Origin of the sequence: Prevotella phocaeensis, assembly GCF_900065875.1 — a bacterium.
GTDB classification, from domain to species: Bacteria; Bacteroidota; Bacteroidia; order Bacteroidales; family Bacteroidaceae; genus Prevotella; species Prevotella phocaeensis.
This window is the reverse complement of record NZ_LT160625.1, coordinates 72,449-87,667: the sequence shown is the minus strand read 5'-3', so window position 1 is coordinate 87,667 and position 15,219 is coordinate 72,449. Positions and strand designations below refer to the sequence as shown.

Genomic DNA, 15,219 nt, shown 5'->3' with positions numbered 1-15,219 from the left:
GGTTTATTTCTTGATATCGCCCACTGCGAGCTGGTATTCCTGCCATAGTTTGTCCATTGTATAGTCATTGCCGAGAGCATACTGCACGGCTCCGTCCCACGACCACGGCACCACTTCGAGCGTCGAACGGTTCATCTTGCGCAGAAAGTCCTTATCTTTATGCTCGCGAACCCAATTGAAAAAGTAGCCCGTATGGCGATATGCGTCCTTATAACTGCCTCCCTTGGGCCGGTCTTTCTCGCCGTGAAAGCCGTTGCAAGCCACTCTTACAGCGTCTGCCATGCCCTCTATGAAGGCCCAAAAGGTGCGGTTGTTACCGTAACTGCCTATGCCTTGCGGCTCTAACTGGAAGGCATGAGTAAGTTCGTGCAGCAATACACCGCGCGTTTCAAAGTCGACTCGCGCCGTATCATGGTGCTCGAAAGAACGTTTCACATGGCGTGTACTGTAGAAAATGCTTACATCTCCGCCTCCTCCATCCTTTGCCGAAATGCCGTCTACATCCTCTATAGTGTAACGAAGCGTGCGACATGGCGGAATACTATCGTGCGGAGAGAAGTACAAGGCCTGCAATACAGTGCGGGCAACCGCACGGATATACGCATCCGGATCGGGGATAATCGAGTGATAGATGCGCGAGCCTTCGGTATCAGGCGCCTTGTCTAAAAAGATTATACGGCCCATGTATCGGTCGTACATCATGGATGTATCGGCCTTAGATGTACCGTTTATACGACCTGACTGCCGCATGGAGCCGCACGAAACAAGCGATACTGCGCAAACAGTCATGAGGACTGCTGCCGGAAGAGAGTGTTTCATAGAGTTTTACCTGTTGATTATATGATTATGAAATGTTTATTCTCCCACGGTCATAGAATAGGGTTTGTCTTCACGGGCCAAACCTCTTTTCCTGTTGGGCTTGCTGCCCATCGTAAATTCGAGCGTGCACCCGCGGAGCAATTCGGCATGGGTAACGTAGAGTTTCGTATAAGGTTTGCCATTCATCTTCACGCTCTGCACGTAACAGTTCTTGTCGCTAACCCTGTTGGCCCTGATGATCAGCTGCTTTCCATTGGGCAACGTCACATTCATATAGGGCATGTAAGGCGCTCCGAGCACATATTGATCGCTGCCGGGGCATACGGGATAGAAGCCCAGAGCGGTAAAAATGTACCACGCGGACATCTGTCCGCAGTCGTCATTCCCACCAAGTCCGCGTATCATATTGCGATACATCTTGTTCATAATGCCCCTCAAACGGCGTTGGGCGGTCCATGGAGCCGACGTCCATGCATAAAGATACGGCACATGATGGCTGGGTTCGTTGCCGTGCACATAACCTCCGACGAGGCAATCTGCCGTTATATCCTCGTTATCCTTATAATATACCGCCGGTAGATCCATTTCGAAAAGCTCGTCGAGCTTCTTCAAAAAGGCTTGTTCGCCACCCATAACGCCGATAAGACCATAGACATCCTGCGGTACATGGAACGAGAAGTTCCACGAGTTGCCCTCTATAAAGCCCTCGTTATAGGTCTGAAACGGATCAAAGTCTTTCTTAAAACTGCCGTTGGCATAACGGGGAACGGCGAAACCCACGGCAGGATCGAACGTATTGCGATAGTTCAAGGCACGACGGGCAAACTGTTCGGCAATGCCAGTGCGCCCCTCTTTCAGAGCTGCGGCATAGATTGTCCAGTCGTCGAAGGAATATTCGAGCGTGTTGGATGCCGCGGTCGCATCGTGATCATAGGGAGCATAGCCCAACTTCATATACTCTTTAAGACCGGCGAAACGAGGCCATGTAGCCGTAGAAACCATTGCCTCGAAGGCCTCGTTCTTATCGATAGGGGCGCCTTTCACGATGGCATCCGCCAATACCGTAACGGCATGATAGCCCGTCATGCACCATCCTTCGTTGCCCATAAGGCTCCATACCGGCAACACATGGTGCACACTCTGCCGCCAATGGGCCATCATAGACTTCACCATATTAGTGTTACGGTCGGTTTTCAGTAGGTTTAGCAGCGGATGTTCGGCACGATAAGTGTCCCAGAGCGAGAAAACGGTGTAGTTATCGAAATCGGTTGCCTCGTGAATATTGCCGTCGAGCCCGCGATATTTCCTGTCTATATCCATATAAATCGATGGATTTATCATCGTATGATATAGCGAAGTGTAGAGCATAACCTTCTGGTCATCGGTGCCGTGGCAGTCTATTATGCCGAGTTCACGCTGCCAAGAAGCCCGCGTGGCGGTATACACGTCTTCGAAACTCATGCCGCCGACCTCGGCTGCAAGGTTCTTTCGTGCCCCTTCGGTACTCACTGCAGAGAGGGCGACCTTTACGGTTAACGCCTGCGAACGGCTATTATCGAAGTTGAAATAGGCCACTACATCGCGCCCGCCTATCTCGGGGAAGTCGTGATAAAGGTCGAACTTACGCCAAAAGCCTTGGTATTTAGGGCGCTTCCTGTCACGGTATCCGTAAGACAGAATGGGCTTATTGAACGAGATGGCGAAGTATGTATAGCCGGTACGAGCCCATCCGTTAGTGATACGATAGCCGGTTATCAGCGTATCATCCTCTATCCGTAAGCTGCTCCACAGCACTTTACCATCGTAATTGTATATGCCATGCAGCAGATCAAGTATCAGACGGGCGTCTTGTCCCTGCGGAAAAGTGTACTTATGCACACCCACTCGCGGTGTTGCAGTAAGCTGAACACGCACGTTGTTATCGGAGAGAGTAACCTCGTAATACCCTGCCGAGGCCTTTTCGGTGGCATGCGAGTAGCGCGAACGATAGCCTTTATCGGGCTCGGATGCCGTGCCCGGCGTTAACAGAAGTCGACCTGTCTGCGGCATAAGCATCACATCGCCGAGATCGGAGTGCCCCGTACCGCTCAAATGAGTATGGCTGAAGCCCACAATCGTGGGATCGTGATACTGATACCCCGCACAATAAGCGTACACGTTTCCTTGGTATTTGCCATCCACATTGTGGGGAATGGTGTCGGTTTCCGGACTCAATTGCACCATTCCGAACGGTGCACAAGCCCCCGGAAAGGTATGTCCCATGCCATCGGTTCCTATCAACGGGTTTACAAAAGAGGTAACATCCTTGCGGTTCTGTGCCCGCACAGCAGCGGTACACAAGACGAATACCGCTGCAAGAAGAGCCAAATTAGTTTTCATTATGGTATATGTGTGGTTGATTTATCTACCGGTTTCGAGGCTGCTACGCTTCGAACGATGGTAGCTACGGTACTCATCGAGGGGTATATCCACATCGGGTTCCGTAAGCATACCGGCATGCGGAAGGCGGAACTTCTGATACTTAATGTTCAAACCCCGTTCTATCCACATGCTTTCATAATAGGTCTGAATGGAGAGTATCTTGGATGTTTCGGCATCGAGCCCATCGGTTTGATACAGATTATCGGTGCGGAAGAGCAACGGGAGCGTATTTCCATCGACCATATACGAGGTGTATGTAAAGAGAAAATTGGAGTCTGTCTTTAAATGAACAATGCCTCCGTCGACCATAAAGCGGCGATATCGCTCCATAAAATAGGTAGAAGTGAGGCGTTTGCGGGCATTCTTCATCTGCGGATCGCTAAAGGTTAACCATATTTCCTGCACTTCATTGGGGGCGAAGAAGCGGTCGATAAGCTCGATATTCGTACGCAGGAACGCCACATTTTTCAACCCCTGTTCCAACGCAAACTTAGCTCCGTTCCACATACGTGCCCCCTTTATGTCTATTCCGATGAAGTTCACGTCGGGATAGAGCTTAGCTAAACCCACGGTATATTCCCCTTTTCCGCAGCCGAGTTCGAGCACTATCGGGTTCGAGTTGCCGAAATACTGCTCACGCCAATGCCCTTTCATGGTGAAAGGCACGCTTTGTATCACGGAAAACGGGTATTGGAACACATTGCTGAAGGTATTCATTTCAGCGAATTTAGCTAATTTTCCCTTGCTCATAGTTATTAGTCAGTGAGATAAAATAACGGCTGTGCCATACACGACGGTGCAGCCTATCTTTTGCAAAGGTAATGCAAATCATCCACAATACAAAAAGTTAGCAGAAAAAGATATGCTGCCTGTCGATATCAGGCAACATATATATCGCCGACAGGCATACCATTTATCGGTGATAAACAATAGGCCTGCCGGCGACGAAGCGAAAAAGGAAATCAGGAAAAGAGGTTTTCTACCCGATTACAACCGTAGTCCAATGATGCACGTCGGGCTCTGTTCCGTACTGTATGCCCCGCAAATGGTTGTAGAGTTTGGTAGATATAGGACCGGGATTTGGCCCGAAATCGTAGCGTTTCCCTGTGTCTAAGTCGTCTATATAGCTAATCGGACTGATCACTGCGGCCGTTCCACATGCGCCAGCCTCATCGAATGTGGCAAGTTCTTCTTCGGGTATCTGCCGACGCTCCACCTTCATACCGAAGTCTTCTGCCAGTTGCATCAGGCTTTTGTTGGTAATAGAAGGCAGGATAGACGTGCTCTTCGGCGTAACATAAGTGTTGTTCTTTATGCCGAAGAAGTTAGCTGCACCACACTCGTCTATATACTTTTTCTCTTTTGCATCGAGGTAAAATTCGCACGCGTAGCCCTTTTCATGAGCAATAGAATTGGCTTTCAGAGAGGCTGCATAGTTGCCGCCCACTTTATAGATACCCGTTCCGAGCGGAGCAGAGCGGTCGTAATCGCGGATGATAACATAGGGATTGCTCGCAAATCCGCCCTTGAAATAAGGGCCAACCGGTGTAACAAAGATAAGAAACATGTACTCATCGGACGGATGTACACCCACTTCGGCACTCGTACCTATGAGCAACGGACGAATATAAAGCGTGGCTCCGCTCTCGTAGGTGGGCACGTATTCCTGATTAAGCCGTACCACTTTCGTTACCATCTCCATAAACAATTCACTCGGAACCTCGGGCATAAGGATGCCGCGGCATGTAGATTGCAAACGTAGGGCATTCTCATCCATGCGGAACACACGCACCCTGCCATCAGGACACCGATAGGCTTTCAGTCCTTCGAATGCCTCCTGCCCGTAATGCAAACAGGTTGCAGCCATGTGAAGTTTAAGGTATTCGTCTGAACAAACCTCTATCTCGCCCCACTTCCCGTTGCGATAACAGCAACGAACATTATAATCTGTCGGCAGATAACCGAACGACAGATTAGACCAATCTAAATCTTTCATAACGTTATTTCTTTAACACAATATCATTATCATCTATTGCAAAATTACAAATAAATATGTAATATCGCAATTATTTTGTTCGTTTTACGGTGATATCATCACAAAACATGCACGTTTTGTGTATAATCATTCATTATCGAGTATCTTTTTTATCTCCGCATCAGCTTTCGTCAATTTGTCTTTGCATTGCTTGATAAGCCTCTGAGCCACCTTGAGTTGCCCGCTCATCTGGTCGATGTCGAGTTCGTCGTTCTCCATTTTAGCCACGATATCTTCCAGTTGTTTTACCGCTTCTTCGTAGTTCAATTCCTTTGTCATGGGTACATCTTTATTTATATGGGGGCAGTCTGCGCCCGTTATCGTTCTATTCTTCGGCCTTTACCACCGACCTCACCGAGCCGTGTTCCACCTTTGTTTCTATCTCGTCGCCTACTCTCAAACTACGTACATCGCGCAACAGTTTGCCGTTGTGCAACGTTATACTGTAGCCTTTTCGCAATAATATGTCGGGATTTACAGCATCTGTCCGCTGTACAAGCATCTCCAACCGATGATATTCGGCCGTTATACGTCGACGAACCGATGGAAACAAAGCCGCCGAAAGCATGTCTAAATGGTGTTTCTCGGCCGTCAGATGCCGGTTCATGGCCGATACAGTGCGCATGAACAAACTGTTCAAGCGAGCCGTTTGCGATACCTTGACTGCCGAAAACAGGATAGGAATTTTATTGGAAAGGGCGTTCAGCCGTAATTTTTCGTGCTCCATACGTCGGCGCACATAGCTTACGATTTCGCTGCGGGCGTCTTCTACCCTTGCAAGAACCTCTGCCAAATGACCGATAAGATATGCTGCAGCAGCGGTAGGAGTCTTTACACGGGCGTAAGACACCATATCCAACACGCTTTCATCGCGCTCATGACCTATTCCGGTGATGATGGGAAGGGGGAAATTGGCCACGTTTTCTGCCAATGCCAAGGTATCGAAACCGCTCAAATCGCTAGTGGCGCCGCCGCCACGTATAATCACTACGACATCGAAATCGTCGATACGTTCGTTGATGGCATTCAGTGCAGCAATGATACTCTGCTCTACCTGCTCGCCTTGCATCACTGCCTGAAAGAGCTCGATGTCGAAATGCAGGCCGTATTCGTTGCATTCAAGCTGGTTGCAAAAGTCGCCATAGCCCGCTGCATTGGCACTCGACACCACTGCTATGCGCTGTGCAAACATGCCGAGCACGAGTTCTTTCTGCAGTTCGAATACACCCTCGCGCTTCAATGCGGTTATTATTTCCTGCCTTTTCCGTGCCATATCGCCCATCGTATAGGCAGGATCGATGTCGGTAACGATCCATGCAAAGCCGTAAGCAGCATGGAAATCGGCATGTACTTTCAGCATTATTTTCAGTCCGGCGTGCATTCTTTGTTTGGTAATGCGTTCGAAGTGCGGACGTATCTGCATCCATTTGGTCTTCCAGCACTTGGCTGTAGCCTTGGCGACAGGCGTATTCGAGAAAGGTTCTTTCTGTATCAGCTCCATATAGCAGTGCCCCCTGACCTCGTGAATCTCTGCCAATTCCGCCTCTACCCAATACTCATCGGGCATAGAGGCGGCTATAGTATCGCTTACAAGCTGATTAAGTTCGTATAAAGTAACGGCCTTTCGCATCTGATAGACATATTGTTTATCGAATGCAAAAATACGATATAATATCGAGAAACGGCAATTTAGCAGGGGGTTTTTGTACATTTATTCGGCATTTACGGGGAGCTTATGAAATAAATTTCGTACTTTTGTGGCAGTTAATGCCGTATGATTTTCTGAATGGATAATAAAACTGCTACACTCGAACTGGGCACCAAACCTGTGGGTTCGCTGCTTGTACAATACGCATTACCTGCGATTGTCGCCATGACAGCGGCCTCTCTCTACAACATGATCGACCGTATGTTTATCGGACAAGTTGTAGGTCCCATGGCTATATCGGGCCTCGCGATCACTTTCCCATTAATGAATCTTGCCGCAGCCTTTGGGGCTGCTGTCGGTGTAGGTGCCTCCACAGCCATTTCGGTGAAGCTCGGACAGAAAGATTACAGTACGGCTGAGCATCTTTTAGGTAACACCGTAACGTTGAATTTGATTGTCGGATTGTCGTTCGGCATAATATGTCTCATCTTTCTCGATCCCATCTTGCGCTTCTTCGGAGCCAGTAACGATACGTTACCTTATGCACGTAGCTTCATGGAAGTGATACTCTCGGGCAACGTTTTCTCACATATGTACTTCGGAATGAATGCTGTTTTGCGCGCTGCAAGCAAGCCCCGTCATGCAATGTTCGCCACTATGTTCACGGTAGCCATGAACATTTTGCTCGACATTATATTTATATGGTGGTGGCACTGGGGCATCCGAGGGGCGGCATTCGCCACGGTTATATCTCAAATATTGGCTTTGAGTTGGCAAATGAAGTTATTCAGTAACAAACAGGAGTTACTTCATCTGAAACGAGGCATATACAAATTGAAGGCTGATCTGGTAAAAAACATCATTGGGATAGGCATCTCGCCGTTTCTGATGAATGCATGTGCCTGCATTATAGTTATCTTCATGAACAATCAGTTCGTAAAATATGGAGGCGATATGGCAGTAGGTGCTTACGGTATAGCTAACAGTATTTCGACCATTTTCGTAATGTTTGTGATGGGAATTAACCAAGGTATGCAGCCTATAGCGGGCTACAATTACGGCGCTATGAAATATGAAAGACTGATGGATGTATTGAAATATTCCATCATTGCCGCCACCTTGATCATGACAACGGGCTGGTTGGTGGCGACGTTTCTACCTTATTATTGCGCCAGACTGTTCACTACCGACCAAACACTCATAGCTTTGGCCATCAAAGGCATTCGGATCAACATGCTTGTATTCCCCATTATCGGCTATCAGATGGTAACGACGAACTTCTTTCAGTGCATCGGCAAAGTAAAAATAAGTATCTTCCTCTCGCTGTCGAGGCAACTCCTGTTTCTGTTGCCTCTGCTCATTACGCTTCCTCGTTGGTTCGGACTCGACGGCGTTTGGTATGCCCTACCGTCGTCAGACTTCACTGCAGCCTTGGTTGCCATGTGGATTATGACGGCATACATCCGTAAATTTAAAGTTCAATTCAAACAGACAACCAATGGAAAACAATCGGAAAATAATCATTAACATAGGCCGACAGATAGGCAGCGGCGGCAGAGTAATCGCCAAATTGCTTGCAAACGACTTCGATTGTAAGTTCTATGACCGCGAATTGTTGAACCTTGCAGCCAAGGAAAGTGGCTTTTGTGAGAAGTTTTTCGAGCAAAACGACGAGCGTAAAGGGTTCTTCAAATCGCTTTTCCACCTGCATGCACCGCTGATCGGCGATAATAATTTCTATAACAACAACTTCTCTCAAGAGAGTTTGTTCCGCTTTCAAAGCGACGCAATCCGTAAGGCTGCCGATGAAAGCAGTTGCGTCTTCGTGGGACGTACAGCCGACTATGTGCTGCGAAACTATAAGAATACGGTGAATATCTTTATCACTGCCGACCTCGAAAGGCGCATTCAAGCCGTTTGCAAGAGGCACCAATTCAACGAAGATGCCGCCCGAAAATATATTATCGACTGCGAAGACGAGCGATCTTCGTACTATAATTATTACACAGGCAAGAAATGGGGGCACAGCGAATCCTATGATCTTTGCATCAATTCTTCCGTTTTAGGCATTGAAGAAACGGAAAAATTCATCGCTACATTCATCAGAAAGAAATTCAACTTGGAATAAATAACTGCGACAAAGCCCTGAAAGCAGCAATGAAAAAGATAGGAATTATCAGCGATACGCACGGCTATTGGGACGACAGATATCTGAAATATTTCGAGTCCTGTGACGAAATATGGCATGCAGGCGATATAGGTACGATGGAAATAGCTGAACGGTTAGCCGCTTTCAGGCCTCTGAGAGCGGTGCATGGCAATATAGACGGCGGCGATCTACGCCGCATGTATCCCGAAATACTGCGCTTCAAATGCGAGGATGTCGATGTACTTATGAAGCACATCGGCGGCTATCCGGGCAATTACGACCGCTCCGTACGGGGCATGATCTATGCTTCTCCGCCTCAACTTTTTATCAGCGGACACTCTCACATCCTAAAGATAAAGTACGATCATACACTGAATTTGCTTCATATAAATCCGGGTGCCGCCGGTATACAGGGCTGGCAGAAGGAACGCACGTTGGTAAGACTGACGATAGAAGGCAACAAATTCACCGATTGCGAGGTTATATCGCTGTCCGACAAGTAATGAACAACATTGCCGGAAAGACAGAATAAAGCCGCCGGAAAATCCATCAAGAAAGGAAAAAGTATTCTCTGAATATGGAATAATCACTAAAATATAAAAAATATATGAAGACTTATCTCGTAACAGGAGGTGCAGGTTTCATCGGTGCAAACTACATTAAGTACCTGTTGAACAAGAAATATCCGACTGAGGATATCAAAATTATCGTGTTAGATGCTTTGACTTACGCCGGCAACCTCGGCACCATCAAGGACGATATAGACAATAAACGGTGCTTCTTCGTAAAGGGCGACATCCGTGACCGTACCCTTACCGACCGACTCTTTGCCGATAATGACATCGATTTCGTGGTGAATTTCGCCGCTGAAAGCCATGTAGACCGCTCGATAGAGGATCCCCAATTGTTCTTATCCGTTAATATTCTCGGTACTCAAAACCTGCTCGATGCCGCACGCCGGGCATGGGTAACCGGCAAAGACGCACAGGGTTATCCCGTTTGGAAGTCGGGCAAGCGGTTCCATCAGGTGGCTACAGACGAGGTATATGGTTCGCTCGGCGCCGAAGGATACTTCACCGAACAGACACCGGTATGCCCTCACAGCCCGTATTCTGCATCGAAAACCAGTGCCGATCTTATCGTCATGGCCTATCACGACACCTATCACATGCCGGTAAGCATCACGAGATGCTCCAACAACTACGGCCCCTACCACTTTCCCGAGAAGCTCATACCACTGATAATCAATAACATTCTCGAAGGTAAACAGTTGCCCGTGTACGGCAAGGGAGACAATATACGCGACTGGTTGTACGTGGAAGACCATTGTAAAGCCATCGACATGGTGGTACGCCAAGGCAAGGAAGGAGAGATATACAACGTGGGCGGCCATAACGAAATGAAGAACATCGACATCGTAAAACTCACCATAAAGACCATACACGACATGATGAGCAGCGACAAAGAGCTGCGCAAGGTGCTGAAAAAGCAAGTGAAAGACGAGCATGGCGATATATCTATTGATTGGATCAACGATAAATTGATTACTTTCGTAGCCGACAGACTGGGGCACGACCAACGCTATGCCATCGATCCCACCAAGATCAAGAACGATTTGGGATGGTATCCGGAAACGATGTTTGCCGAAGGTATCGTCAAGACCATACGGTGGAACCTCGAAAACCAAGCATGGATAAAGGAGGTAACATCGGGAGATTACCGAAAATATTACGAGCAAATGTACGGCAACAGATAACTTATTGCCCATGAATGTGCTTGCTACAGAACTGCAATCGTTCCTTATTCGCTTAGGTAAGGAGCCCGATTGCGTGAACCACAAAGTAGAACATTACATCGAACATATACTCCATTTGCTTTCCGCAGACGACGAACAGGCGCTCAAGAGCTACTTCGGACTCTTCGGAAACGAGCAACTTTCTATCTATACCATTGCCAAGAAACGGGGCGAGGAGCCGGAAACAACGATGGAAAATATCGACCGCAACCTGCACAGACTTGCCGTCACACCCGAATGGCAAACCGTAAAACAGTTCATACACACATCAAAATCCACCGATACCTTATGAAAAAAATCATGCTTTTGGGTTCCGGCGAACTGGGTAAAGAGTTCACCATCGCAGCCAAGAGAGCCGGTCAGTTCGTCATAGCCTGCGACAAATACGACAACGCCCCTGCCATGCAGGTGGCCGATGAGCGCGAAGTATTCGACATGCTCAACGGCGATATGTTGGACGCAGCGGTAAGGAAACACCGCCCCGATATCATCGTACCTGAGATAGAAGCCATCCGTACGGAGCGTCTTTTCGATTTCGAACGCCAAGGCATACAGGTTGTACCGAGCGCACGTGCCGTGAATTTCACCATGAACCGTAAGGCCATACGCGATTTGGCTGCAAAGGAATTGGGATTGCGCACGGCAAAATATTTCTACGCCCGCACCTTCGACGAGTTCAAGAGTGCCGCTCTGAAGATCGGATTTCCCTGTGTTGTCAAACCTTTAATGTCATCCTCGGGCCACGGACAGAGCATCGTACGCGCCGAAGACGAACTACATAAAGCATTCGACAATGCCATGCAAGGCAGTCGGGGCGATGTGAAAGAACTCATCATCGAGGAGTTTATCCGCTTTAAAAGCGAGTTCACGCTGCTCACAGTAACACAAATGAATGGCCCGACACTATTCTGTCCGCCCATCGGACACGTGCAGAAAGGCGGCGATTACCGCGAAAGTTGGCAACCATACCGTATCGATAGCACCGCTTTAAGGCACGCCGAAGACATGGCCTACAAGGTTACAAGGGCGCTCACCGGTGCAGGTATCTGGGGTGTAGAGTTCTTCTTGACCGAAGAGAACGAAGTAATATTCTCGGAACTTTCGCCGCGTCCGCACGATACAGGCATGGTAACGCTGGCACACACCACCAACCTAAGCGAGTTCGAACTCCATTTCCGCGCCGTTATGGGACTGCCCATCGCCGGTATTCATTTGGAACACAGCGGTTGTTCTGCCGTGGTTCTTGCCAAAGAAGATGCCAACCACGAGCCACGATACAACCTCGCAGATGCCCTGAAAGAAGACTATACCCGCGTTAGGATATTCGGGAAGCCCTCCCAACACGTAGGGCGACGCATGGGAGTAGTACTGTGTTACGGCGAAATAGATGCCGACATGGATGCTCTCAGAGCCAAGGCAAAACGCCTTGCCGATACTGTTATCCGTTGAATACCCCATTACTAACTCCTTTTCCCATACGCACCGTACGGCCCTTCCGTACAAAATTCGCCGAACAGGCCTACTGTCTATGTCCGACAAAGCGCCCACCTATCTTCATTAAACAGGCATTCTATCTCTCTTACAAATATATCCTGTCTTAAACGTGCAAACACTCTTTTATCCGAAGATACACCGTTATTCGCAAACACAAGACCTATAAAAATCGTTTTTTCTATACTAAAATCGAAAATCTGCGTTATATAATAAACAAACATCATGAGCATATCGGTCGGGAAAATCATAGAACTAACGAAGATAGTCGATCCGAGAGGCAACCTTACAGTGGCCGAAGGAAGCAAGGATATGCCTTTCGATATCAAACGGACATACTGGGTATACGACATACCGGGCGGGGAGAATCGCGGAGGGCATGCCCATAAGCATTGCTTGGAGTTGATTATAGCGGTGGCAGGCAGTTTCAACGTCACACTCGATAACGGCAAAGAGCGGCGTTCTTACTTGCTCAATCATCCCTATCAAGGGCTGCTTGTCGACACTGGAACATGGAGAACGCTGAACGATTTCTCATCCGGAGCGGTCTGTTTGGTACTGGCTTCCGATCCTTTCTGTGAGGAAGATTACATTCGGGAGTACGATGATTTTCTGACATACATAAGGAATACCGCAAATGTTCGACATCAAAAGATATGATAAAAACACAGATCGAGAGGCGTGGAATGCTTTCGTAGCGCTATCGAAGAACGGTACTTTCCTCTTCGACCGTAGCTACATGGACTATCACAGCGACCGTTTTAAGGATCATTCACTGATGTTCTACCTCAACGGGAAGTTATATGCAGTGCTGCCGGCCAATATAAACGGCGACGCTATACAGTCGCACATGGGGCTCACTTACGGCGGTCTCGTAATGGGAATAGATGCTTCTGCTGCCCGTATCATAACACTCTTTCAAGAACTCAATGCCTATCTTGCTGCGCAAGGCATCCGCCATATGCTCTACAAATGCGTGCCTTGGGTGTATCATCTTATGCCTGCCGAGGAAGACCTTTATGCCATCTTCCGCACCTGCGACGCACACCTTGCCGCACGAGATATAGGTACCGTTATCGATATGGGGCATCCCTTGCAGTGGAGTTACATGCGCAGACGGGCGTTTAAACGTGCTGTTGCAAACGGTGTAACGGTAAAGAAAAGCAACAATTTCGCAGACTTTTGGCAGATACTCTCCGAAAATCTCAGTCAAAAATACGGCGTAAAGCCCGTACATTCCTTGCAGGAAATAGAATTGCTCGCATCACGTTTCCCCGACAACATCGCACTCTACTGTGCGTATAAAGATGGCCGGACGGTGGCAGGCATCGTGGTTTACGCAACCGAACAGGTTGTCCACACCCAGTACATTGCAGCCAATCCGGAGGGAAAGCGGTGGGGCGCCATCGATGCCATATGCGACTGTCTGCTCAATCAAGACTATGCAGACTGCCGATACTTTGATTTCGGCCGCTCTACAGAGGACAGAGGACGCTATCTGAACGAGTCTCTGATCCGTCAAAAGGAGGGGTTCGGCGGTCGCGGACTGTGCTGGGACTGGTACGAGTGGCAAGTCTTTCCTGCCCAACAGATGAAGGATGAGAGGTGAAGGATGGATGTTTTACAGCTTATAACCGCAGAGAGAACGGAGGAAGGAAGAGAAAAGAGCGAAGAGAGATGAGGGAAACGGCAGTGTTAATTAAAACATATACGACCGATGGAACAGTACGATATAGAATATCTTAGCCTGAAACGAGTTACCGAGATACACCTTGCAGAACTCAAAGAGGCTGTAAACAAGGTGGTTGAAAGCGGATGGTATCTGCGGGGAAACGCCGTAAAAGCGTTCGAAGAAGCCTATGCCGCTTACATCGGAACGCGCTTCTGCGTGAGCTGTGCCAACGGTTTGGATGCGCTGAAACTTATTCTTCGCGCCTATATGGAGATGGGCTGGATGAACGAAGACGACGAAATAATCGTGCCGGCCAACACCTATATCGCTTCCATTCTCGCCATTTCGGAGTGCCGGCTCGTACCTGTATTGGCGGAACCATGCCCAGATACGTTCAATATAGACGAATCTATCATAGAAAGACATATCACTCGGCGCACCAAGGGCATCATGATCGTGCATCTGTACGGGCGTTGCGCTTTTACCGCCCCTATCGGCGAACTGTGCCGGAAGTACGGTCTACGGCTGATAGAAGACAATGCACAGGCGCATGGCTGTACGTTTACCGACGGCAGACATACGGGTTCGCTCGGACATGCTGCAGCTCACAGCTTCTACCCCGGTAAGAATATGGGCGCTATGGGCGATGCTGGAGCCGTTACAACAGACGACACAACGCTGGCAGACACTGTGCGCATGCTCGCCAACTACGGTTCTTCGCGCAAATATGTGTTCACTTATCGAGGCATCAACAGCCGTATGGACGAGCTTCAGGCCGCAGTATTGAACGTGAAACTGAAGTATCTGGATCAGGAGAATGCACGGCGTAAAGAGATTGCACAGTATTATTTGCAGCACATAGAGAACCCTCTATTGACTTTACCCATAGCAAATACGGCCGATAACGTGTGGCATGTCTTCCCTATTCTATGCCATCGGCGCGACCATCTGCAGCATTTTCTGGCCGCGAAGGGTATACAAACCATCGTTCACTACCCCATTCCGCCCCATCGTCAGGCATGTTATCGGGAGTGGAACGACCGTTCTTTCCCCGTTACAGAGAAGATACATCGCGAGGAACTGAGCATTCCATGTAACCAAACGCTTACCGACGAAGAGGTTCAACATATCGTTGCAACGCTCAATGCATACCGGATAGGATAGGAAAAAACAGGAAACAGCGATGCGT

At 48.5% G+C, this 15,219-nt stretch carries 15 protein-coding genes; 9 read left to right on the top strand and 6 right to left on the bottom strand.

The genetic code is table 11. The features are described 5' to 3' along the window. Positions 1 to 3: 3 nt before the first annotated feature. The 6 genes from BN3912_RS07000 to xseA form a co-directional block, all read right to left on the bottom strand. Entirely contained in the window at positions 4 to 702 is a 699-nt protein-coding gene (locus tag BN3912_RS07000; protein WP_230204680.1) for a basic secretory family protein, read from the bottom strand. Between the two features lie 153 nt (positions 703 to 855). Further along, positions 856 to 3,198: a GH92 family glycosyl hydrolase gene (locus BN3912_RS06995; RefSeq protein WP_023984895.1), complete on the bottom strand. Its 2,343-nt coding sequence runs from the start codon at positions 3,196 to 3,198 to the stop codon at positions 856 to 858. Positions 3,199 to 3,219: 21 nt separating this feature from the next. Further along, on the bottom strand, positions 3,220 to 3,990 hold the full coding sequence (gene trmB / locus BN3912_RS06990; RefSeq protein WP_023984894.1) for a tRNA (guanosine(46)-N7)-methyltransferase TrmB: 771 nt from the start codon (positions 3,988 to 3,990) through the stop codon (positions 3,220 to 3,222). A gap of 229 nt (positions 3,991 to 4,219) precedes the next feature. After that, positions 4,220 to 5,236 (bottom strand): branched-chain amino acid aminotransferase, encoded by a 1,017-nt coding sequence (locus tag BN3912_RS06985; protein ID WP_004368590.1) that lies wholly within the window; start codon positions 5,234 to 5,236, stop codon positions 4,220 to 4,222. Positions 5,237 to 5,362: 126 nt separating this feature from the next. After that, positions 5,363 to 5,554, bottom strand: a complete 192-nt coding sequence (gene xseB, locus BN3912_RS06980; protein ID WP_004368589.1) for an exodeoxyribonuclease VII small subunit — start codon at positions 5,552 to 5,554, stop codon at positions 5,363 to 5,365. Positions 5,555 to 5,600: 46 nt separating this feature from the next. Continuing rightward, positions 5,601 to 6,905 (bottom strand): exodeoxyribonuclease VII large subunit, encoded by a 1,305-nt coding sequence (gene xseA / locus BN3912_RS06975; RefSeq protein WP_195906773.1) that lies wholly within the window; start codon positions 6,903 to 6,905, stop codon positions 5,601 to 5,603. Positions 6,906 to 7,061: 156 nt separating this feature from the next. Here xseA and BN3912_RS06970 point away from each other — a divergent pair, with 156 nt between their 5' ends. The 9 genes from BN3912_RS06970 to BN3912_RS06925 all read left to right on the top strand — a co-directional run bounded on the left by BN3912_RS06970 (position 7,062) and on the right by BN3912_RS06925 (position 15,194). Further along, positions 7,062 to 8,450, top strand: coding sequence for an MATE family efflux transporter (locus tag BN3912_RS06970; RefSeq protein ID WP_023984892.1), 1,389 nt, complete (start codon positions 7,062 to 7,064; stop codon positions 8,448 to 8,450). Further along, positions 8,422 to 9,051, top strand: a complete 630-nt coding sequence (locus BN3912_RS06965; protein ID WP_023984891.1) for a cytidylate kinase-like family protein — start codon at positions 8,422 to 8,424, stop codon at positions 9,049 to 9,051. The genes BN3912_RS06970 and BN3912_RS06965 overlap by 29 nt, the downstream gene beginning before the upstream one ends. A gap of 29 nt (positions 9,052 to 9,080) precedes the next feature. Continuing rightward, on the top strand, positions 9,081 to 9,575 hold the full coding sequence (locus BN3912_RS06960) for a metallophosphoesterase family protein (RefSeq protein WP_023984890.1): 495 nt from the start codon (positions 9,081 to 9,083) through the stop codon (positions 9,573 to 9,575). 104 nt (positions 9,576 to 9,679) lie between these two features. Then, entirely contained in the window at positions 9,680 to 10,828 is a 1,149-nt protein-coding gene (rfbB, locus tag BN3912_RS06955; protein WP_023984889.1) for a dTDP-glucose 4,6-dehydratase, read from the top strand. A gap of 10 nt (positions 10,829 to 10,838) precedes the next feature. Further along, positions 10,839 to 11,159 (top strand): hypothetical protein, encoded by a 321-nt coding sequence (locus BN3912_RS06950; RefSeq protein ID WP_004368583.1) that lies wholly within the window; start codon positions 10,839 to 10,841, stop codon positions 11,157 to 11,159. Further along, positions 11,156 to 12,316, top strand: coding sequence for a formate-dependent phosphoribosylglycinamide formyltransferase (gene purT / locus BN3912_RS06945; protein WP_023984888.1), 1,161 nt, complete (start codon positions 11,156 to 11,158; stop codon positions 12,314 to 12,316). The genes BN3912_RS06950 and purT overlap by 4 nt, the downstream gene beginning before the upstream one ends. Before the next feature lie 267 nt (positions 12,317 to 12,583). Further along, complete coding sequence (locus BN3912_RS06935) at positions 12,584 to 13,018, top strand: sugar 3,4-ketoisomerase (protein ID WP_023984887.1); 435 nt, start codon at positions 12,584 to 12,586, stop codon at positions 13,016 to 13,018. Continuing rightward, positions 12,996 to 13,967 (top strand): GNAT family N-acetyltransferase, encoded by a 972-nt coding sequence (locus tag BN3912_RS06930; RefSeq protein ID WP_023984886.1) that lies wholly within the window; start codon positions 12,996 to 12,998, stop codon positions 13,965 to 13,967. Before BN3912_RS06935 ends, BN3912_RS06930 begins: the two co-directional genes overlap by 23 nt. Before the next feature lie 108 nt (positions 13,968 to 14,075). Further along, on the top strand, positions 14,076 to 15,194 hold the full coding sequence (locus BN3912_RS06925; protein ID WP_023984885.1) for a DegT/DnrJ/EryC1/StrS family aminotransferase: 1,119 nt from the start codon (positions 14,076 to 14,078) through the stop codon (positions 15,192 to 15,194). The last annotated feature ends 25 nt before the right edge of the window (positions 15,195 to 15,219 follow it).